The organism is Sphingomonas chungangi (assembly GCF_013778325.1).
In the GTDB taxonomy this organism is placed as follows: domain Bacteria; phylum Pseudomonadota; class Alphaproteobacteria; order Sphingomonadales; family Sphingomonadaceae; genus Solisphingomonas; species Solisphingomonas chungangi.
The window spans coordinates 240,755-261,203 of sequence record NZ_JACEIB010000007.1; the positions used below are offsets into that span (position 1 = coordinate 240,755).

Here is a 20,449-nt window from a genome sequence, read left to right on the forward strand (position 1 = left end):
CATGTCGATCGCCGTCGTTTCGATACCCGTGACCGATCAGGCCGCCGCAAAGGCCTTCTATGTCGACAAGCTGCTGTTCGATGTGATGCGCGACGAGGCGATGGGGCCGGAGATGCGCTGGATTCAGATGCAACCGAAGACCGGCGGCTCGTCGATCGCGCTGACGACATGGTTCGAGAATTTGAAACCGGGCGGCCAAACCGGGCTGATGAACCATGTGCCCGATATCGACGCCGAATATGAGCGGCTGGTGAGCGTCGGCATCGAGGCCTCGCCGATCGAGGAACAGCCGTGGGGGCGCTTCACGATGTTCCAGGATCCCGACGGCAACGGCTGGATCTTCGCGACGCTGACCTCGCCGCAGGAATTCGTCACGAAGTAGGCAGCCCGATCAGCGAAATCTGACGCCCGTATCCCGGCTCGCCGCGATGGGTGGCGCGGCGGTAGCTGAAGAAGCGGTCCTCAGCCGGATAGGTGTCGAGGCCGAGCGCCTCGATTCGCCGCACGCCCGCCGCCGCGAGGCGCGCAACGACATAGGCCTCGATGTCGAACTGGTGGTGGCCGGAGCGGCCGGCGAGGAAGAAGCGCTCGTTCTCCGGATCTTGGGCGACGAAGCGGGCGAGAAAGCCATCGTCCACCTCGTAGCTCGCCCGGCCGATGCACGGGCCGACGGCGGCAGCGATGCGGCTGCGATCGGCGCCGAGCGTCTCCATCGCCTCGATGGTGGCGAGCGAGACGCCGCCGATCGCGCCCTTCCACCCCGAATGCGCGGCGCCGACCACGCCGGCCTCAATGTCCGCAAATAGGACCGGCACGCAGTCCGCCGCCAGCACGCCGAGCAGCATGTCGGGCCGGTCGGTGACCAGCGCGTCGGCATGAGGGCGGGTATCGTCGGGAAAGGCGTCCGCCACCACCGCGATCGCGCTATGGACCTGGTGCACCGTCGCCAGCCTCGCACCCGGCTTCACAGCCTCGACGGCGCGCCGCCGGTTCTCGTGGATCGCGTCGCGATCGTCGTCCGATCCGAGGCCGACGTTGAGGCCGGCATGGATGCCCGTAGAGACGCCGCCGCGCCGGCCGAGGAAGCCGTGCGGCACGTCGGCCAGCGCATCCGCCCTGATGACTTCGACCGTCATAGCGCCACGCAATAGATGCGGTCGTCGTCGGCCTGTTCGCCGACCATGAAGGGGTGCGCGCCGATCTCGACCATGCCGTAGCGCGCATAGAAGCGCCGGGCTCGGTGATTGTCCGAATAGACGCTCAGCACGAGATGCGGAGCATTCGCTTCGCGTGCGAGCCCGATCCCCCATTCCATCAGCGCCTGCGCGACCCCCTGACCCTTCCAGGGCGAGAGCACGTAGAGCTGCTTCAGTTCCGCCGCGCCCTCCGGCACCGGCGGGGACGGGAGGCCGCACGGACCCATCTTGCAGAAGCCGGCGATAGCGCCGTCGTCCACGGCAACGCGAATGCGATAATCGGGGTGCCCGATCTGCGCGGGCAGGCCGGCGGGGCTGAATGCGTCGCGCAGGAAGCTTTCGAGATCTTCCCTGCGGTAGAGATGGCCGAACGTCTCGACGAAGCTGTCCGCTGCCATCTTCGCCAGCGCGGGGCCGTCCTCGGGCCGTGCGTCGCGATACTCGATCATCCAAATCCTCCCGGCATCGGCCAGCCCGGCGCGGTGATCGCCAGCGCCTTGAACAAAGTGCCCATTGCGTCGGGCGCGCACAGGCGGCGCCACGCGGCCTCGATCTCGCTCTGGCGGTTCGGGGCCGCGCGGGCAAGCGTCGCGGCACGCGCGGTGATGCCGAGTGCGCCGAGCAGGGCACCCTGCGTCGTTACCTGGTGCGCAACGGCGCCCTCGGCATGCGCCGCCTCGGCCAGCGCCGCGAAGTCGACATGGGCGGTGAGATCCTGCTCGCCGGGCGCCGCGAAGGGGTCGGCGAAGCGGTGGCGGCGCAGCGCCTGCAGCGTGTCGCCGGCGAGCGGCCCCTCATAGCCGTAATCGATCGCCAGCAGCGCGCCGCCCTGCGCGACGATCCGCGCCGCGAGATCGCGCAGGATGGCGACGGAGGCGGGCGAGGTTTCGATCACGTCGCCGTCGCTCACCGCGTCGGGCACCACCGCATCGAAGCGCTGCGCGCCCACCGTGGGGACGAAGCGATCGCCGTCGCAATCGACCATCCGCTCGCGCCAGCCCGCTTCGGTGCGGACGATCTGGCGGATCGGGAGCGCATCGAAGAATTCGTTGGCGACGACGATCAGCGGCCGGTCGGTCGGCAGGGTATCGATGCCATCGTGGTGCGTCGCGCCCGGCACCGCTCGCCGTTGTGCCTCGCGCAGCAGCGGGCTGGTCTCGACGAGATGGGCAGGCGGCGTCAGCACCGCCTTGGCGATCGCGCGCAGCGCATCGGCCGAAAGCGTCCCCCGCCCCGGACCCAGCTCCACCCATGCAACGTCCGGCTTTCCAGCACGAAGCCACAGGTCCGCCGCCCACAGGCCGATCAGCTCGCCGAACATCTGGCTGATCTCGGGCGCCGTGGTGAAGTCTCCGGCGGCGCCCAGCGGATCGCGCGTCGCGTAATAATGGGCGTTGCACAGCGCCATATAGTCGGCGAGCGGGATCGGCCCGCCGCCCGCGATCAGGCGCCGCAGCCGCTGTTCGAGCTCAGGCGACGCTCTCGCTCCCGGCGATCGGCTCGATCCGCAGGCGACGGCCCCGCGCGGTCGCGATCAGGTAGATCCCGCCGATCAGCATCGGCAGATCGAGCAGCTGGCCCATATGGATGGTGGTGGCGAGGAAGGTGCCGTCGAACTGGCGATCGGGCTCACGGAAGAATTCCACGAAGAAGCGGAAGGCGCCGTAGCCGGTCAGGAAGGTGCCGCACAGCAGGCCGGGCTGGTAGCGCGCGGTCTTCGATTTCCAGAACATCAGGTTGAGGATGGCGAAGAGCATCAGCCCTTCCAGCCCCGCTTCGTAGAGCTGGCTCGGATGGCGCGGCCAGGGGCCGGCGGCGGGATCGGGGAAGACGATCGCCCATGGCACCGTCGTCACCTTGCCCCACAGCTCGCCGTTCACGAAATTGGCGAGGCGGCCGAAGAACAGACCGATCGGCGCCACGCAGGCGATGTAATCGGAGAAGCGCAGCAGGCTGAGCCCGTTGCGGCGGCAGAAGCTCCACATCGCCAGCGCCACCGCCGCGGTCGCGCCGTGAAAGGACATGCCGCCCTCCCACAATTTCAGCATGTCGACCGGGTTCTGGAGATAATTGTGGAGGTCGTAGAACAGGATGTAGCCGATCCTCCCGCCTGCGATCACCGCGATCGTCGCCCAGAAGACGAAATCGTCGGCATGGCGCCGCGCCATCGGGGCGCCGGGCCGGTCGATCAGCCTGAGCACGTACCACCAGCCGGCGAGGATGCCGGTGATGTAGGCGAGCGAGTACCAGCGCACCGCGAACCAGCCGATGCGGAAGATTTCCGGGTGGAGGTGGAGATCGGTGAAGTGGATGTAGTGGGCGGGCAAGATGCGGTCCTCGGGCGGCGAGCGCCTTCCTTAGAAGGGATGATGCGCGGGGGCTAGGCTGTGCGCCCGGCTCGCCGTATCACGATCGTCATGGCGGGGATTACGCGGCGCGGGCTTCTGATCGGTGGTGGGGCCGGCGTCGGGCTGGTCGTCGGCTGGAGCCTCTGGCCACGTCGTTACGGCGTGAACTTGGTCGCGGCGCCCGGCGAGACGATCCTCGGCCCCTTCCTCAAGATCGGCACGGACGGGCACGTCACCATCGTCGTGCCGCAGGTCGAGACCGGGCAGGGGGCGTGGACCGCTTTGCCCCAGATCCTCGCCGACGAACTGGGCTGCGACTGGCGGACGGTCGCCATCGAGCCCGCGCCGATCGGCCCGGCCTATGCCAACCGCCTCGCCGCCGAGATGCTGGCCGGGGACGTGCCGCCGCCCGCCCTGCGTGGCCTCTCCATGGCGGGCGCCGATCGCTGGGCGGCGGCGCATGATGCGATGCTGACCGGCTTCTCCACCTCGATCCGCGCGTTCGAGCAACCGTTGCGCGAGGCGGGGGCGACGGCGCGCGCACTGCTCTGCATGGCGGCGGCGGCGCATTGGGATGTCGACTGGCGCGCCTGCGACACCGATGCGGGCTTCGTGCTGCGCGCGCCGGACCGGATGCGCTTCGCCGATCTCGCCGCCGAGGCGGCGCGCCACACGCCGCCCAGGGAGCCGCCGCTGCGCGCGCCGCGCGGTCTGTCGGGAAGCGCGGTGACACGTCTCGATGCGCCCGCCAAGGTCGACGGCTCCGCCCGCTTCGCCGCCGACGTGCGGCTGACCGACATGCTGTTCGCCGCGATCCGGCAGGGGCCGCCGGGCGACAGCCGGCTGGTCGACTGGGATCGGGACGGCGCCAAGGCGATCCCCGATCTGTTCGCGGTGATCGACCAAGAGGACTGGATCGCGGTGCTCGCCGACAATCAGTGGGCCGCCAACCGTGCGCTGGACCGGCTGGCGCCGCGCTTCGAGACGCGTGGCGGACTGGCCGACACCGCCTCGATCGGCCGCGCGCTCGACGCGGCTCTGGCGGAGGACGGCGCCAGCATCGCGAGCCACGGCAGCCCGGACAAGCTGCTCGGCGCCAATGCGGTGCGCGCCGAATACAGCGCGGGTCTCGCCGCCCATGCCGCGATCGAGCCGCCGGCCGCCGCCGCGCGCATCCGGGGCGACCAGCTGGAGATCTGGGCCGCCACCCAAGTGCCCGCCGCTGCCCGTGCGGCGGCTGCCCGCGCGCTCGGTTTCTCCGAGAGCGACGTGACGCTTTATCCCATGCCGATGGGCGGTGGGTTCGGGCAGGGCTTCGATACGCGCGCCGTCGAGCAGGCGGCGATCCTCGCGCACAACAGCGGCCGGCCGGTGCAGCTGACATGGTCGCGCGTCGAGGCCTGCCTGCACGACCCCTTCCGCCCGCCAGCCAAGGCGCGGCTCGCGGCGGCGCTGGGGCCGGGCGGGACGATCGCGGCATGGCATGCGAGGATCGCGGCACCCGCCGCCCTGCGCGCAACCGTCGAACGTCTGCACCTCGGCGTCTCGATCGGTCATGGCCGCGAACCGGTGGCGGTCGAGGGTGCGCTGCCGCCTTATGCGATCGGCGCCTATGCGGTGGACCATCATCTTGCCGACATCGGCCTGCCGACCGGCGTGCTGCGCGGCGAGGCGGCCGGCGCCAACACCTTCTTCGCCGAGAGCTTCATGGACGAGCTGGCCGACGAGGCGGGCATCGACCCGCTGTCCTTCCGTATCGCCCAGCTCGGTGCCAATCCGAGACTCGCTCATTGTCTCTCCACCGTCGCCAAGGTGGGCGACTGGCAGGGCGGCACGCCTGGCACCGCGCAAGGGCTCGGCTGTTTCGCGGGCTATGGAAGTTTCATCGCAGTGCTCGCCGAGGCGCGCGTGAACAATGGCCGGATCGTCGTCGACCGGTTGTCGGCGAGCGTCGACTGTGGGCGCACCATCAACCCCGATCTGGTGCGCCAGCAGATCGAGGGGGGACTGCTCTTCGCGCTGCCGGCGGCGATCGGCGATGCCGTCACCATGACGCGCGGGCTGGTCGATCAGCGGCGGATCGGCGCGCTGGGTCCCCCCACGCTCGCACACGCACCCGAAATCCGGGTGGACATCGTTGCGAGCAAGGCCGATCCCGGGGGTGTCTCGGGCCTGGCCGTGCCGCCGGTCGCGCCCGCCATCGCCAATGCCATCGCCGCCGCTACCGGGCACCGTTGCCGCACTCTGCCGTTGAGCCTGCCCGTATGAAGCCCGCCGACCATCCCCCCATCCCCGCGCCGAAGATCGGCGTGCTGCTGATCAACCTCGGCACCCCCGACGCGTCGGAAGCGGGGGCGGTGCGCCGCTATCTCGCCGAGTTCCTGTCCGATCCCCGCGTGGTGGAAATCCCGCGCGTGGTGTGGAAGCCGATCCTTCACGGCATCATCCTGCGCACCCGGCCGGCGAAGTCGGCGCACGCGTACAGGCAGGTCTGGACGGAGCAGGGCTCGCCGCTCGCCGCGATCACGAAGGCGCAGGCGGAAGGGCTGAAGGGACGGTTCGGCGAAGGCGTGATCGTCGATTACGCCATGCGTTACGGCCGGCCGGCCATCGCCGATCGCCTCGCCGTGCTCAAGCAACAGGGGTGCGAGCGCATCCTGCTGGCGCCGCTCTATCCGCAATATTGCGCGGCGACGACCGCCACCGCCAACGACGCCGCCTTCGCCGCGCTGGCGGCCATGCGCTGGCAACCCGCGATCCGCACGCTGCCGCCTTATTATGATGACCCGATGTATATCGACGCGCTGGCGACATCGGTTCGCAGGAGCCTCGCCGCTCTGGATTTCGCCCCGGATGCGCTGATCGCCAGCTTCCACGGTATGCCGCAGCGGACGCTGGAACTGGGCGATCCCTATCATTGCCATTGCCGGAAGACCGCGCGCCTTTTGTCCGATACGCTGGGGCGGGAACTGCTTGTCACTTTCCAGTCCCGCTTCGGCCGCGCGAAATGGCTGGAGCCGGCGACCGACACGACGCTCGCCGCGCTGCCCGCGAAAGGGGTGAAGCGCATCGCCATCGTCGCGCCCGGCTTCGCGGCCGATTGCGTGGAGACGCTGGAGGAGCTCGCCATCCGCGGACGCGAGACCTTCCTTGCGGCCGGCGGCACTCACTTCGCCGCGCTTCCCTGCCTCAATGCCAGCCACGAAGGTCTCCCCATGGCCGAAAGTGTCATCAAGCGGGAACTTGAAGGCTGGATGGCCGTCCCCTAGGCTCAGAACAATTCTCGGATAAAGGAGAGGCTTGATGACCCGCGTAGCGATCGTGACCGGCGGCACCCGTGGCATCGGCGAGGCGATCAGCGTCGCGCTGAAGGACATGGGTATCAAAGTCGCCGCCAACTATGCGGGAGACGACGCCAGGGCCAAGGCCTTCTCCGATCGTACCGGCATCCCGTCCTACAAGTGGGACGTGTCGGATTTCGATGCGGTTCATGCTGGCGTGGAGAAGGTCGAGCATGATCTCGGACCGGTCGACATCATCGTCAACAATGCTGGCATCACGCGCGACAGCACGATCCTGAAGCAGAGCTACGAGCAGTGGAAGGCGGTGATCGACACCAATCTCGGCGGCTGCTTCAACATGGCGAAGGCGACCTTCCCCGGCATGCGTTCCCGTGGCTGGGGCCGGATCGTCAACATCGGATCGATCAACGGGCAGGCGGGGCAGTACGGACAGGTCAATTACGCCGCCGCCAAGTCCGGCATCCATGGTTTCACCAAGGCGCTGGCGCAGGAAGGCGCGAAGTTCGGCGTTACGGTCAATGCGATCGCGCCCGGCTATATCGACACCGACATGGTCGCCGCCGTGCCGGAGGACGTGCTGGAGAAGATCGTCGCGAAGATCCCCGTCGGCCGTCTCGGCCATGCGAGCGAGATCGCGCGTGGCGTGGCATTCCTGGTGGCCGAGGATGGCGGCTTCGTCACCGGCTCCACGCTGTCGATCAACGGCGGCCAGCACATGTATTGAAAGGGGCATCACGCGCGCCTCCGTTCGTCCCGAGCGAAGTCGAGGTACGCGCGACAGGTGCGGCGTTCGAGGCGCGCATCTCGGCTTCGGCCGGCACGAACGGTCTGGAGGGAGGCTTGGGTTGGCAGGGCCCGTGAAGCGCTCGGTCGCGATCGCCGGCCATTCTACCTCGATCAGCCTCGAGCCGATCTTCTGGGATGCTTTGGCGGAGGCGGCGGTCGCGCTACGGCTGCCGCTCTCGGCGCTGGTCGCGCGGATCGACGCCGCGCGGATCGAGGCGGACGACCCGCCCAATCTGGCGAGCGCGATCCGCGTCTGGCTGTTCGAACGCGAGCGGAACAAGCATCTCGAAAATTACGTTGATAACGACTCGCAATAACAGATCGATTCCGTTATAGCGATTTGCGCGACCTCCACCCTCGGTCGCCTTTCCACCTGGGCGGCGCCGCATCGGCGCTGCCCTTTTTGGCGAACGAAAGGCCCCGCCGGGCTGACCAAAGACCGGCAGGGCCAGGAGAAGGGCACCACGAAGGTTCGGGTGTGTGATCATCATTGCCCGTCGCGCGCATCCCGGCAAGAAATTCCCTATCTATTGAATAGAGAATAACTATCGGGCGTGAAAGACGCCCCTTGCGATGGCGCGCGCGACGCAATCGGCGGCCGCCGATCCGATCCGCAAGATCTCCCGCTGGCGGCCCGCGTCGGCGGGGAGCGCCACCGCATCGCCAGCAATCGCGAAGACGATGTCGCCGTCGAAGGGGGTGTGTGCCGGCCGGACGGCGCGGGCGATGCCATCCTGCGCCATCATCGCGACGCGCTTCGCTTCGCCCTTGTCGAGAGCGGCGTTGGTGGCGACCACCACCAGCGTCGTGTTGGTTCCGGCCCGCGGACGGGTCAGCCGCCCTTCGGCGGGCATCGGATCGTGGGCGAGGGGTATGCCGTCCGGCGCCGCTCCGCCATATTCTCCGTCGATTTCGAACGGCCATGCCCAGAACGTCTTGCCGTCGGGCATGAACACCGAGCCGACCGGGTTCACGGCCGCCAGTGCGCCGACCATCAGGCCTTCGCCCAGATCGAGCGACACCGATCCGATCCCGCCTTTAACCTGCCCCGCGCGCGCACCGCGGCCGGCGCCGACCGAGCCGAGCGCGAAATCCTCCTCCGCCGCATCCACGGACGCGAGGCCGAGCGCGCGATAGGGCGGCATCTCGCCCCAGTCCTTGTCGCCTTCGCCGGCGAGGTCGAAGAGAATGGCCGACGGCACGATCGGCAGCGCCTTGCCCTCCGGCGCCAGCTTCAGGCCGACCCCGCGCACCGACAGCCGCGCGACCACCCCGTCGGCCGCCGCCAGCCCGAACACCGATCCGCCCGATAACACTACCGCATGGACGCCCGGCACGAGATTCTCGGGCGCCAGGGTGTCGGTCTCGCGCACGCCCGGCCCGCCGCCGCGCACGTCCACCGCCCCCACCCAGGCACTGTCGGTCAGGATTGTGGTGACGCCGGTGCCCGCCGCCTCGTCGGTCGCATGGCCGACGCGCAAGCCCGGCACGTCGGTGATCAGGTTGCGCGGGCCGGGCCTCATACGCCCGGGTCCGCCTCCAGCACCGCCGAGTCGATCCGCCGTAGCATCACGGTGAAGGTTTCCAGCTCCGCATCGGAGAAGCGGCCGAACACCGCGCGCTCCATCTCCAGCGCCTTGGGTGCGACCGCCTCGTAGAGCCGTGTCCCGGCCTCGCTCAGCGCCAGCAGCTGGGAACGCCTGTCGACGGGGTTCGGCTTGCGTTCGATCAGGCCGCGATCGGCCAGCGCGATGGCCGCCCGGCTCACGGTCACCTTGTCCATCCGGCTAAGCGACCCGATCTCCTGCTGGGTGATCCCCTCCCGTTCGGCGATCAGCGCGACCAAGCGCCATTCGGGGATCGTTAGGCCGAACAGCGCCTTGTAGGTGTCCGCCACGGCATCGCTCACCAGATTGCTGGTGTAGGACAGGCGATAGGGCAGGAAGCGCTCAAGGATCAGGTCACGGGGCATCGCGTTGGGGACGGTAGCATTTGACACCGGGCCGACAAGTCCATTATAGTTGCAATTGATACTATATCAGGAGCGCATGCCATGATCGAGGGCAACCCGCTGGGCCTCAACGGCTTCGAGTTCGTCGAATTCACTTCGCCCGATCCGGAGGCGATGGGGCGGCAATTCGAGCAGCTCGGCTTCACCGCGACGCACCGCCATCCGACCAAGAACGTCACCCGCTACAAGCAGGGCCGCATCAACCTGATGCTCAACCGCGACGAGGCGGGGCGCGTCGCCTCCTTCCGGGGCGAACATGGTCCGTCTGCCAGCGCGATGGCGTTCCGCGTCTCCGATCCCGCCAAGGCGATGGAATGGGCGCTGGCGCACGGCGCCAAGCGCACCGACGAGGACGATACCGTCATTCAGGGCATCGGGGGCTCGTACCTCTATTTCATCGCCGACGATCACGATCTCTATGCCGACTGGGCGGAGTTCCCCGGCTGGCGCGACGCGGAGGCGCGCAACTCGGTGGGCCTCGACCTGCTCGATCACCTCACCCACAACGTCAAGCGCGGCCAGATGCGGGTGTGGAGCGAATTCTACCGCACGCTCTTCAACTTCGAGGAGCAGAAATATTTCGACATCAAGGGCAAGGCGACCGGCCTGTTCAGCCAGGCGATGATCGCGCCCGACAAGGCGATCCGCATCCCGCTCAACGAGAGTCAGGACGACAACAGCCAGATCGAGGAGTTCATCCGCGAATATCATGGCGAGGGCATCCAGCACCTCGCGCTGACCACGCCCGACATCTACGAGACGGTCGAGCGGCTGCGCCAGCGCGGCGTGAAGTTGCAGGATACGATCGAGACCTATTACGAGCTGGTCGACAAGCGCGTGCCGGGCCATGGCGAGGATCTCGACCGGATGAGGAAGAACCGCATCCTGATCGACGGTGCGGTGGGCGAGGAGGGCTTGCTGCTCCAGATCTTCACCGAGAACCTGTTCGGCCCGATCTTCTTCGAGATCATCCAGCGCAAGGGCAATGAGGGCTTCGGCAACGGCAATTTCCAGGCGCTGTTCGAATCGATCGAGCTCGATCAGATCCGCCGCGGTGTGATCGCGGTGGACGCGTAACACATAAATCCGTCCGGGCTGAGCCTGTCGCAGCCCTGTCCTTCCCTTGACCCGGGTTTGAGAAGAAGGACAGCCCTTCGACTAGCTCAGGGCGAACGGAGCGGAATGAGATGACTTCGCACTACCTCCCGGGCTTCGCCAATCATGTCTCCACCGAGGCGGTGCCGGGCGCGCTGCCGATCGGGCGCAACTCGCCGCAGAAGGTGCCGTTCGGCCTCTATGCCGAGCAGCTTTCCGGCACCGCCTTCACCGTGCCGCGCGCCGAGAATCGCCGCTCCTGGCTCTATCGGATGCGGCCGACCGCCAACCATGCGCCTTTCGCGCGTTATGAAGGCGCGAAGCTGCTGCGTTCCGGCCCGTTCGATGAGGTGCCGCCCAGCCCCAACCGCCTGCGCTGGGACCCGCTGCCGATCCCGTCCGAGCCCACCGATTTCGTCGACGGCCTCTTCACCTATGGCGGCAACGGCGATGTTGCGAGCGGAGACGGCTGCGGCATCCACCTTTACGCCGCCAATCGGTCGATGCGGGATCGAGTCTTCTTCTCGGCCGACGGAGAGATGCTGATCCTGCCGCAGCAGGGCAACCTTCGCATCGTCACCGAGATGGGCGTGCTCGACCTGCCGCCGCGCCACGTCGCGCTCATCCCGCGGGGCGTGCGTTTCCGGGTGGAGGTGGACGGGCCGTCGCGCGGCTATGTCTGCGAGAATTACGGCCACCTCTTCCGCCTGCCCGATCTCGGCCCGATCGGCGCCAACGGCCTCGCCAATCCGCGCGATTTCGAGACGTCGGTCGCCTGGTTCGAGGATCGCGACGAGCCCACCGAGGTGATCCAGAAATTCCAGGGCCGGCTCTGGACCACCACCCTCGATCATTCGCCGCTCGACGTGGTGGCGTGGCATGGCAACCTCGCGCCCTGCCGCTACGACCTCGCCCGGTTCAACACGATCAACACGGTGAGCTTCGATCATCCTGATCCGTCGATCTTCACGGTGCTGACCTCGCCGAGCGACACGCCAGGCACTGCGAACGTCGATTTCGTGATCTTCCCGCCGCGCTGGATGGTGGCGGAAGGGACATTCCGCCCGCCCTGGTTCCACCGCAACGTGATGAGCGAGTATATGGGCCTGATCGAGGGCGCCTACGACGCCAAGGAAGGCGGCTTCGCGCCTGGCGGCGGATCGCTCCACAACCAGATGAACGGCCATGGTCCGGACGTCGCCAGCTATGAGAAAGCGGTCGACGCCGACCTCAAACCACACAAGATCGAGAATACCATGGCCTTCATGTTCGAAAGCCGCCGCGTCATCCGCCCGACCCGCTGGGCGAGCGAGACTCCGCTGCTGCAGAGCGACTATGACGAGGCCTGGTCCGGATTCGAGAAGGCAAGGCTGCCGCGATGATCCTCCACAATTACTGGCGATCGGGTACTTCTTACCGCACGCGGATCGCGCTCAACCTCAAGGGGCTGACCTACGAGCAGCGGGCCTATGATCTGCGGGCCGGGATGCAGAAGGATGCCGCCTACAAGACGCTCAATCCGCAGATGATGGTACCCACGCTGGAGACCGACGACGGCGCGCTGCTGACGCAGAGCCCCGCCATCCTCGAATGGTTGGAAGAGCGCTATCCCGAACCGTCGCTGCTCCCGAAAAACGCGAACGAGCGGGCCATCGTGCGTGCGATGGCCGCGCTGATCGGCTGCGATATCCACCCATTGGGCAACCTGCGCGTGCTGGGCCAGTTGCGCACGCAGTTCGGCGCGGACGGCGCGGCCGTGAAGCAATGGACGGCGCGCTGGATCGGCGACGGTTTCGCGGCGCTGGAGACGCTGATCGAGCGGCATGGCAGGCGCTTCGCCTACGGTGACGTGCCGACCCTGATCGAATGCTATCTGGTGCCCCAACTCTATTCGGCCGAGCGGTTCGAGGTGGACGTATCGCCTTACCCGCGCCTGCTCGCCGCTGCCAACGCCGCGCGCGCCTTGCCCGAGGTCGAAGCGGCGCACCCCGATCGCCAGCCCGACGCCGATCCGCAATGAGCGCCAAAAATTGACAGGGGGCGAGCGGCTGTACGCCACGCCCGCCGGCGTGCGCCTCGGCCCGCGCGACCTGATCGCGGACGGAAAGGCGCGCAACTTCGTGCTGCAGATGAAGGCCGGGCGCTTCCACGGATTCGTGGTGCGTCGGGGCGATGCGGTGTTCGGCTATGTCGATCGCTGCCCGCATGCCGGTTTGCCCCTCACACAGACGCTCGACGATTATCTGACGCCCGATGGCGCGCTGATCGCGTGCAGCTGGCACGGCGCCTTGTTTCAGCCCGAGACCGGCGCCTGCGTCGGTGGCCCGTGCATGGGTCAGTCGCTGACCCCGTGGCCGGTGGCGTTGCGCGACGGGGCGATCGTCACGGCCTGAGCCGCTGGTGGAACAGGTGCGTCGCCATCGCGGCGCCCAGCACCGGGGCGAGCAGGTTGACGATCGGCAGCAGGAACACGCCCGTCACCATCATCCCCATCACCGCCCGGTCGCCGCGCGTGCCGCGCAGCCATGCCCGCGTCGCCGGGTCGTCGAGGTGCCGGGCCGCGACCATCTCGCCGAGGTCGCGGCCGAAGGCGACGCCGTTCACCGCCACGAACAGCAGCACCGTGCCGATCCCCGTCACCAGCAGCAGGATGTAGAAGGGCAAAGCGATCAGGTTGCAGATCAGCACGCGCAGGCTCGATTTCAGCCCCAGCAGCACGCCGCGCGCCCAGCCCAGTGGCTTGGCGGACGCCAGTGCCTCCGGATAGCGCCGCGCCTCCACCGCCGCGACGATGCGGTCCATATAGGCCGAGATCACGCCGATCGCGATCGCCGGGAACAGGAACCAGATGCCGAGCGCGGTAAGCAGGAAGGCGCCGAGGCCGCTCGTGCCGCCGCCCAGCGGGCAGCTGTCGTCCTCCGACCACCAACTGCACGGATCGGCCCCGTGCAGTGCCCAGCCGAGCAGGAATCCCAGCACCACGAAGATCGCCAGCGTCGTCAGCAGCGATCGGCCGAGGATGCGCAGCACCCGGACATCGCCGAGATCGTCGAGCGCGAGGAAGAAGGCGCGGATCATGCCGCCTCTACGGGCCAGTCGCGGCGCGGTTCCGTCGCTAGAACACCCGGCGCAGGTCGGCGAGCGCGCACTGGCCCTCGACGATCGGCGGCTGCTTGGCCGCGATCGCCATGGCGCTGGCGTTCTGGCGCCAGATGTGCAGGCTCGACCGGTTGATCGTGAACGGCCCGAAGCGGACGGCATCGGGCATGAACACCGCTTTCATCTCCGATCCGCCGCCGGTGTCCGGACGCGAGGGCGTGACCGTCCCCTTCTCCTCGTTGACGATCACGTCGAGCTGATAGGGGCGGGTGGGGTCCGCCATCGTGCAGGTGAGCGTGACGACGCCGTTCTGCGCCTGCGCGATCGATCGGCCGGACGCGGCTGCCAATCGCCGGCCGCGCGGCGCGGGCGCCTCCGGCGGGGTCACGCCGGGGACCACCAGCGCCGATTGCGGCAGCGGCGCCGGGGCCGCCGCTGCCGCGTCCTTCGCGGCCTGCTTCTGCGCCTCGGCGTCGCGCTCCGCCTGGTCCGCCTTCTCGTCCTCGGGCGAGAGGTCCTCCGATCGGGCGACGAACTCCGCGACATGCTGCCCGTGCGCGGACAGCGTCTTCATGATCTCGAACTCGCATTTCAGGTTGGCGCCGCGCGGCTCGATCACGCGCACCGGCGCGCCGAGCGCCCAGCTCTGGCTGAGGGTCTTCAGATTGTCGTCGGACACGGGATGCTGGCCATATTGGACGAAGCATTTGTCGTGCCTGGCGGTCACCACGATTTCCGGGGAGGGCGGAGCCGCCGGAGCGGAGGCGGACGCGGCTTGCAGGGCGAGCAGGAGACTCAGCATCGCGATGCAGACTATCGGCTGACCGGCCCGGCGCAAAGCGCGCATCACGCAGGCCCCGGCGGGGGCGCTGCGGACGATATCGATTCTTCTTGAAGAAGCTGGTCGGGGCGACAGGATTCGAACCTGCGACCCCCAGACCCCCAGTCTGATGCGCTACCAGGCTGCGCTACGCCCCGACCTAGGCGGCGCCCACTAGGGGAAGCCTCCGCGCTTGGCAAGCGCTCTTCGCCTTGATGGAGCGCAAGCAGCATGGTAGGCGCCCGCGCTTCAACACCAGGGCTGCGAGTAGACGCGCCCCAGCCAGGCTAGACCCGCACGATGTTCTCGTCCCCCGCATATGCCCAGGCCGCCGGCGGCGCGCCCGCTGCTTCCGGCTTCCTGACCTCGTTCGGCCCGCTCATCCCGATGATCCTGATCATCGGCATCATGTACATGCTGATCATCCGCCCGCAGCAGAACAAGGTGAAGCAGCATGCCGCGATGATCGACGCGGTGAAGAAGGGCGACACCGTCGTCACCGGCGGCGGCAAGATCGGCAAGGTCACCAAGGTGGACGGCGACGAGATCGAGGTTGAGATCGCGCCCAACGTCCGCGTCCGCGTGGTCAAGTCGACGCTGAGCAGCGTGCGCGGCGCCGCCGTCGCCAACGATCGCGCATAAGGGACGCGAGGGGGCCATGCTCGATTTCCCGCGCTGGAAGATCGCCTCGATCATCGGCGTATTGCTGATCGGCATCCTGCTCGCGGTGCCGAGCCTGATGCCCGAATCGACCGCCAAACAATTGGGCCTCGGCTTCGCGCCGCGCATCAGCCTCGGCCTTGATCTCGCCGGCGGCAGCCACATCCTGCTGGAGGCGGACACCGCCGACGTCGCCAAGACACGCCTGTCCAACATGGAGGACACGGTTCGCGCGGCGATGCGCAAGAACACGCCCGCCCCGATCGCGATCGGCGACATCTCGACCGCCAACAACGCGCTCAGCTTCTTCGTGCGCGATCCGAGCCAGATCGATGCGGCGGTGGACACCGCGCGCAACCTCACCCAGCCGGTCGGCACCAGCGGCACCCGGGACTGGACGGTGCAGGTGGTCGACAGCACCCGCATCGTGATGACCCAGACCCAGGGGGGCATCAACCAGTTCATCGATCAGGCGATGGCCGGCGCGGTCGACATCGTGCGCAAGCGCATCGACGCGCTCGGCACCAAGGAGCCGACGATCGCGCGCCAGGGCAGCGACCGCATCCTCGTCGAGGTGCCGGGCGTGCAGGATCCGACCGCGCTCAAGGCACTGATCGGCAAGACCGCCAAGCTGGAGTTCAAGCTGGTCGACATGGCGCCGGACAAGGCCGCGATCGCGGCGGGCCGGGCGCCGATCGGCGAGCAGATCCTATTTACCGCGCAAGGCCAGCCGGTGGTCGTCTATCGCCAGGCGATCCTGACCGGCAGCGATCTCAAGTCCGCGCGGCAGGATTACGACCAGAGCGGCCAGCCCGCCGTCTCGATTAGCTTCAATCCGAAAGGCGCCAAGGCCTTCGCCGAGACCACCCAGGCCAACGTGAACAAGCAGTTCGCGATGATCCTCGATGGTCAGGTGCTCTCCGCCCCGGTGATCCAGGTGCCGATCCTCGACGGCAATGCGATCATCAACGGCGGCAACTTCACCACCCAGTCTGCGCAGGCGCTGGCGATCTCGCTCCAGTCGGGCTCGCTGCCTATCGCGCTGAAGACGGTGGAGGAGCGCACCGTGCTCGCCTCGCTCGGCCAGGATTCGATCCATGCCGGCGTGATCGCGTCGGCCATCGCGGTCGGGCTGGTCGTGGTGTTCATGTTCGTCACCTACGGCCGCTTCGGCCTCTATGCGAACCTCGCCGTGATCATCAACGTGCTGGTGATCCTGGGCGGCATGGCGCTGCTCACCGCGACGCTGACGCTGCCCGGCATCGCCGGCTTCGTGCTGACGATCGGCACCGCGGTGGACGCCAACGTGCTGATCAACGAGCGTATTCGCGAAGAGCGGCGGCGCGGGCGCAACGTCGTCCAGGCGGTCGAGCTCGGCTACAAGGAAGCCAGCCGCACCATCTTCGAGGCGAACATCACCCACGCCATCTCCGGCATGATCATGCTCCTGCTCGGCTCCGGCCCGGTCAAGGGCTTCGCGGTGGTGCTGCTGCTCGGTATCGTCACCTCGGTGTTCACCGCCGTCACCTTCACGCGCATGCTGGTCGCAATCTGGATTCGCCGCCAGCGCCCGCAGACCATGAATATCTGAGGCCGCCATGCGCTTGCTCAAGATCGTCCCCGACAACACCAATATCGGCTTCGTCCGGCTGCGCGGCTGGGCATTCGGGCTCACCGCTTTGCTCACCGTCGCGGCGGCCGTGCTGGTCGGCGTGCGCGGCCTCAATTTCGGCGTCGACTTCGTCGGCGGCGTCTCGATCGAGGCGAAGTTCGACGGCACCGCGCCGCTCGGCGGGATGCGCGGCATCATCGATGGATTGGGCGTTGGCGAAGGCCAGCTTCAGCCGTTCGGCGACGGCTCCTCGGTCGATATCCGCCTGCCGCTGCCCACCTCCACCGACGAGGGTGCCAGCAACGCGATGGTCGCCAAGGTCGAGGCGGCGCTGAAGGTTAAATATCCGTCCGTGCGGTTCAACCAGGTGCAGACCGTCTCGGGCAAGGTCTCGGACGAGCTGATCTGGAAGGGCACGCTGGCCGTCGTGCTGGCGATCACCGGCATCGCGCTGTTCGGCATCTTCCGCTTCGAATGGCAGTTCGGCGTCGCGACCTTCATCTCGATCTTCCACGACGTGCTGATGACGCTCGGCTTCTTCGCGCTGACGCGGATGGAGTTCGATCTCAACATCGTCGCCGCCGTCCTCACCATCATCGGCTATTCGATCAACGACAAGATCGTGATCGACGACCGGATACGCGAGAATCTGCGCAAATACCGCCAGATGCCGCTGGGCGAGCTGATCGACCTCTCGGTCAACGAGACGTTGCCGCGCACGGTGATGACCTCGCTGACCATCCTGCTGGCGCTCGCCTCGCTGCTGTTGTTCGGCGGGCACGTGCTGCGCGGCTTCACCGCGGCGATGATGCTGGGCGTGGTGGTCGGCACCTATTCGTCGATCTACGTCTCCTCCTCGCTGCTGATCACGCTCGGCCTCGACAAGTCCCGCTTCCGCCAGATGGCCGAGGCGACCGACAAGAAGAAGGCCGCGCGCGCCCGTGCCGAGCGGATCGGGCCGAAGGACTGATGGCGAAATTCTCGCCCGATCCGGTCGCGTCCGGGCCGGCGATCCAGGCCATCGCGGAAGGCGGCTTCCGCATCGACGGCGAGTTGATGGAAGCCGCGCTGCTGACGCCGGAAAGCGCGGTGCCGTGGGCGCCGCCCGCTGTCGACGCGCTCGACCCGGCTGCGCTGGGCGATCTGCTGACGCGCGATCCGGCGCCGGAGTTCCTGCTGCTCGGCACCGGGCCGACGCTGCGCCGCCCATCACCGGCCTTCACGGCTGCGCTGGAGGCGCAGGGCATCGGCGTCGAGGTGATGGACAGCCGCGCGGCGGCGCGCGCCTGGGGCGTGTTGCGCGCCGAGGGGCGCGAGATCGTCTGCGCGTTGATGGGGCTGAGTTAGGCGACCAGTTCCGCGAGATGCGTGCGAAGCGCCACCGCGTTCGCATCCCAGGTGAATCGCTCGGCCGTCGCCCGCACCGTTGCTGGAGCGGGTGGCGAGGCCAGCAGCTCCTGCACCGCCGCCGCGATCGCCGCAGGCTCACGCGCTACGATTCGCCCCGCCTCCGGCCGATCGACCAGCTCGCGCGCCCCGCCGACGTCGCTCAGCACCAGCGGCGTGCCGCAGGCGAGCGATTCGACCCAGGCGTTGGCGAGGCCCTCCGAGGCCGAAACCAGCACTCCGACATCCGCCGCTGCCGCCAGGGCTGGCAACGCCTCGTGCGGCTGGCCCCCGAGCAGGCGCACGCGATCGGCCACGCCGATCTCCCGGGCCAGCAGCTCCAGCGCGTCATGCTCCGTGCCCTTGCCGGCGATCATCAGCGTGACGCCGGGCAGCTCCGCCAGAGCGCGGATCGTCAGGTCATGCCCCTTGCGTGGGATCAGCGCGCCGACCGAAAGCAGCAGCGGCCCGGACACGCCCAGCGCCGCCTTCGCCGCGGCGCGATCCGCGACGGGCTTGAAGCGATCGAGATCGACGCCGGTATAATGGACGCGAATCTTCTCCGCCGGCAGCCCCAGCGCCGTCATGTCCGCCTTGAGCGCGGCGCTGACCGCCAACATCCCGCCCGCCTCGCGACCGGCGCGCACCACTTGTCGCCCCGTCCAGCGGGCGCGTCCGAAATGGTGGATATCGTGGCCGCGCGCCTTGATCGACACCGGTGCGCCCAGCGCCCGGCCCATCCGCGCCGCCGCCGGCCCGTCGGGGAAGAAAAATTCCGCATCGATCACGTCGAAAGGGAAGTCTGCGCGGATCGTGCGCAGCAGCGGTAGCAGCGCACGCGCCATCAACATCGGATTCAATGCGCCGACGCCCGGCAGCGAAGGGAAGCGCGGCCGGTGGATCGACAGACCCTTCCACGTCTCGCGCTCCGGCAGCGCCTCCAGCCCCGCCGATTGCCCGAACCGCCGCAATATACCCGGCGGCGCGGCGATCGGCGCCACCACCCGCACCTCCACGTCCGGCAGGGCCGCGAGTCCGAGCGTCTGGCGCTCTACGAACACCCCGAAGGTCGGCCGCGCCGTATCCGGAAACAGCGTCGAGAGGGTCAATACGCGCAGCATCGCACCGCCTTCTGCCAGCGCCCCGTTAAGAAGCCATTCAGTGCGCGGGCGAAACTGTTCCGGCCCTCGTCACAAAGGCCTCTCCGGGCCGCTTCCCACAGCCGGATCGAGCCGCTAAGGATCGTCGCCATGCCACGTCTCGCCACCCGCCCGATCCTTATCGCCGCGCTCGCCGCCGCCGTCTTCGCGCCGCTGTCGGGCTGCGCCCACGGCAACAAGAAGAAGGCCGACACCAAGTTCATCGCACGGGACGTGGACACGCTCTACAACCTCGCCCGCGATCGGCTGGACAAGAAGCAGTACAAGGTCGCCGCCCAGCTGTTCGACGAGGTGGAGCGCCAGCATCCCTATTCGATCTGGGCCCGCCGCGCCGAGCTGATGAGCGCCTACTCCTACTATCTCGGCCGCAGCTACAACGATTCGATCCAGTCCGCGCAGCGCTTCCTGTCGATCCACCCGGGCAACCGCGACGCGCCCTACGCTTACTACCTGATCGCGATCGACTATTACGAGCAGATCAACGACGTCACCCGCGACCAGAAGATCACCCAGCAGGCGCTCGACGCGCTGGGCGAGCTGGTACGCCGCTATCCGAACACCAAATACGCCGCCGACGCGCGGCTGAAGATCGACCTCGTCAACGATCACCTCGCCGGCAAGGAGATGGAGATCGGCCGCTTCTACCAGCGGCGCGGCGAGTGGCTGGCCTCGATCATCCGCTTCCGCGTGGTGGTCGACAAGTATCAGACGACCACCCACGTGCCCGAGGCGCTGGAGCGCCTGACCGAATCCTACCTCGCGCTCGGCGTGCCGGCCGAGGCGCAGAAGGCGGCGGCGGTGCTGGGCAACAACTATCCCGGCTCAAAATGGTACGGCCGCGCCTTCAACCTGATGCACAAGAAGGCGCCGACCGAGGGCGAGATCAAGGACAAGAAGTCCAGGATCGACAGGAAGCACAAGAAGCTGATGAAGGGGTGAGCGCGTCCGCGCGTTCGCACCCTGTTCTCATGGAC

The 20,449-nt window shown here is 68.0% G+C and carries 23 protein-coding genes and 1 tRNA gene; 14 read left to right on the forward strand and 10 right to left on the reverse strand.

Features of this window, described 5'->3' with window-relative positions; genetic code table 11:
* The first annotated feature begins 1 nt into the window (after position 1).
* Positions 2-382: a VOC family protein gene (locus HZF05_RS12345; RefSeq protein WP_160366665.1), complete on the forward strand. Its 381-nt coding sequence runs from the start codon at positions 2-4 to the stop codon at positions 380-382.
* Here HZF05_RS12345 and pgeF read toward each other — a convergent pair.
* The 4 genes from pgeF to lgt form a co-directional block, all read right to left on the reverse strand.
* Positions 372-1,136: a peptidoglycan editing factor PgeF gene (pgeF, locus tag HZF05_RS12350; protein ID WP_160366666.1), complete on the reverse strand. Its 765-nt coding sequence runs from the start codon at positions 1,134-1,136 to the stop codon at positions 372-374. The genes HZF05_RS12345 and pgeF overlap by 11 nt on opposite strands.
* Positions 1,133-1,645 carry a GNAT family N-acetyltransferase gene (locus HZF05_RS12355; RefSeq protein ID WP_160366667.1) on the reverse strand — a complete coding sequence of 171 codons (513 nt, stop codon included), beginning with the start codon at positions 1,643-1,645 and terminating at the stop codon, positions 1,133-1,135. The genes pgeF and HZF05_RS12355 overlap by 4 nt, the downstream gene beginning before the upstream one ends.
* Positions 1,642-2,604, reverse strand: coding sequence for a class I SAM-dependent methyltransferase (locus HZF05_RS12360; protein ID WP_160366668.1), 963 nt, complete (start codon positions 2,602-2,604; stop codon positions 1,642-1,644). Before HZF05_RS12360 ends, HZF05_RS12355 begins: the two co-directional genes overlap by 4 nt.
* Positions 2,605-2,665: 61 nt before the next feature.
* Positions 2,666-3,523 carry a prolipoprotein diacylglyceryl transferase gene (lgt, locus tag HZF05_RS12365; protein ID WP_220129822.1) on the reverse strand — a complete coding sequence of 286 codons (858 nt, stop codon included), beginning with the start codon at positions 3,521-3,523 and terminating at the stop codon, positions 2,666-2,668.
* 90 nt (positions 3,524-3,613) lie between these two features.
* On the opposite strand from lgt, the gene HZF05_RS12370 reads away from it, so the two are divergent.
* From HZF05_RS12370 to HZF05_RS12385, 4 genes are all read left to right on the forward strand, one after another.
* Positions 3,614-5,812, forward strand: coding sequence for a molybdopterin cofactor-binding domain-containing protein (locus HZF05_RS12370; protein ID WP_160366774.1), 2,199 nt, complete (start codon positions 3,614-3,616; stop codon positions 5,810-5,812).
* Positions 5,809-6,813: a ferrochelatase gene (hemH, locus tag HZF05_RS12375; protein ID WP_160366669.1), complete on the forward strand. Its 1,005-nt coding sequence runs from the start codon at positions 5,809-5,811 to the stop codon at positions 6,811-6,813. Before HZF05_RS12370 ends, hemH begins: the two co-directional genes overlap by 4 nt.
* Before the next feature lie 34 nt (positions 6,814-6,847).
* The gene (gene phbB / locus HZF05_RS12380) at positions 6,848-7,570 is read left to right on the forward strand and encodes an acetoacetyl-CoA reductase (protein ID WP_160366670.1); all 723 of its coding nucleotides are present in this window, start codon (positions 6,848-6,850) and stop codon (positions 7,568-7,570) included.
* Between the two features lie 121 nt (positions 7,571-7,691).
* Positions 7,692-7,949, forward strand: a complete 258-nt coding sequence (locus HZF05_RS12385) for a ribbon-helix-helix domain-containing protein (protein WP_160366671.1) — start codon at positions 7,692-7,694, stop codon at positions 7,947-7,949.
* A gap of 228 nt (positions 7,950-8,177) precedes the next feature.
* Here the strand turns inward: HZF05_RS12385 and HZF05_RS12390 are convergent, their stop codons facing one another.
* Complete coding sequence (locus tag HZF05_RS12390; protein WP_160366672.1) at positions 8,178-9,155, reverse strand: P1 family peptidase; 978 nt, start codon at positions 9,153-9,155, stop codon at positions 8,178-8,180.
* Complete coding sequence (locus HZF05_RS12395; protein WP_160366775.1) at positions 9,152-9,604, reverse strand: MarR family winged helix-turn-helix transcriptional regulator; 453 nt, start codon at positions 9,602-9,604, stop codon at positions 9,152-9,154. Before HZF05_RS12395 ends, HZF05_RS12390 begins: the two co-directional genes overlap by 4 nt.
* Positions 9,605-9,685: 81 nt before the next feature.
* Between HZF05_RS12395 and hppD the strand changes: the two genes are divergently transcribed.
* From hppD to HZF05_RS12415, 4 genes are all read left to right on the forward strand, one after another.
* Complete coding sequence (gene hppD / locus HZF05_RS12400) at positions 9,686-10,720, forward strand: 4-hydroxyphenylpyruvate dioxygenase (protein ID WP_160366673.1); 1,035 nt, start codon at positions 9,686-9,688, stop codon at positions 10,718-10,720.
* A 110-nt stretch (positions 10,721-10,830) separates the two neighbouring features.
* Entirely contained in the window at positions 10,831-12,120 is a 1,290-nt protein-coding gene (gene hmgA / locus HZF05_RS12405) for a homogentisate 1,2-dioxygenase (RefSeq protein WP_160366674.1), read from the forward strand.
* Positions 12,117-12,758, forward strand: coding sequence for a maleylacetoacetate isomerase (maiA, locus tag HZF05_RS12410; RefSeq protein ID WP_160366675.1), 642 nt, complete (start codon positions 12,117-12,119; stop codon positions 12,756-12,758). The genes hmgA and maiA overlap by 4 nt, the downstream gene beginning before the upstream one ends.
* A gap of 10 nt (positions 12,759-12,768) precedes the next feature.
* A complete protein-coding gene (locus tag HZF05_RS12415) occupies positions 12,769-13,131 on the forward strand; it encodes a Rieske (2Fe-2S) protein (protein WP_160366676.1) in 363 nt (120 codons plus the stop codon).
* On the opposite strand, the gene HZF05_RS12420 is transcribed toward HZF05_RS12415, so the two are convergent.
* The 3 genes from HZF05_RS12420 to HZF05_RS12430 all read right to left on the reverse strand — a co-directional run bounded on the left by HZF05_RS12420 (position 13,121) and on the right by HZF05_RS12430 (position 14,815).
* Positions 13,121-13,816 carry an EI24 domain-containing protein gene (locus tag HZF05_RS12420; RefSeq protein ID WP_160366677.1) on the reverse strand — a complete coding sequence of 232 codons (696 nt, stop codon included), beginning with the start codon at positions 13,814-13,816 and terminating at the stop codon, positions 13,121-13,123. The genes HZF05_RS12415 and HZF05_RS12420 overlap by 11 nt on opposite strands.
* A 37-nt stretch (positions 13,817-13,853) precedes the next feature.
* Positions 13,854-14,564 (reverse strand): hypothetical protein, encoded by a 711-nt coding sequence (locus HZF05_RS12425; protein WP_160366678.1) that lies wholly within the window; start codon positions 14,562-14,564, stop codon positions 13,854-13,856.
* Positions 14,565-14,738: 174 nt separating this feature from the next.
* Positions 14,739-14,815, reverse strand: a tRNA-Pro gene (locus tag HZF05_RS12430).
* A 142-nt stretch (positions 14,816-14,957) separates the two neighbouring features.
* Between HZF05_RS12430 and yajC the strand changes: the two genes are divergently transcribed.
* The 4 genes from yajC to HZF05_RS12450 are packed head-to-tail and all read left to right on the forward strand — an operon-like array spanning position 14,958 to position 18,276.
* Positions 14,958-15,299, forward strand: coding sequence for a preprotein translocase subunit YajC (gene yajC / locus HZF05_RS12435; protein WP_160366679.1), 342 nt, complete (start codon positions 14,958-14,960; stop codon positions 15,297-15,299).
* 16 nt (positions 15,300-15,315) lie between these two features.
* Positions 15,316-16,908: a protein translocase subunit SecD gene (secD, locus tag HZF05_RS12440; protein ID WP_160366680.1), complete on the forward strand. Its 1,593-nt coding sequence runs from the start codon at positions 15,316-15,318 to the stop codon at positions 16,906-16,908.
* A gap of 7 nt (positions 16,909-16,915) precedes the next feature.
* A complete protein-coding gene (gene secF / locus HZF05_RS12445) occupies positions 16,916-17,899 on the forward strand; it encodes a protein translocase subunit SecF (RefSeq protein WP_160366681.1) in 984 nt (327 codons plus the stop codon).
* Positions 17,899-18,276, forward strand: coding sequence for an Mth938-like domain-containing protein (locus tag HZF05_RS12450; protein WP_160366682.1), 378 nt, complete (start codon positions 17,899-17,901; stop codon positions 18,274-18,276). The genes secF and HZF05_RS12450 overlap by 1 nt, the downstream gene beginning before the upstream one ends.
* Here HZF05_RS12450 and HZF05_RS12455 read toward each other — a convergent pair.
* Positions 18,273-19,436: a glycosyltransferase gene (locus tag HZF05_RS12455; protein WP_160366683.1), complete on the reverse strand. Its 1,164-nt coding sequence runs from the start codon at positions 19,434-19,436 to the stop codon at positions 18,273-18,275. The genes HZF05_RS12450 and HZF05_RS12455 overlap by 4 nt on opposite strands.
* Before the next feature lie 129 nt (positions 19,437-19,565).
* On the opposite strand from HZF05_RS12455, the gene HZF05_RS12460 reads away from it, so the two are divergent.
* Positions 19,566-20,414: an outer membrane protein assembly factor BamD gene (locus tag HZF05_RS12460; RefSeq protein WP_160366684.1), complete on the forward strand. Its 849-nt coding sequence runs from the start codon at positions 19,566-19,568 to the stop codon at positions 20,412-20,414.
* The last annotated feature ends 35 nt before the right edge of the window (positions 20,415-20,449 follow it).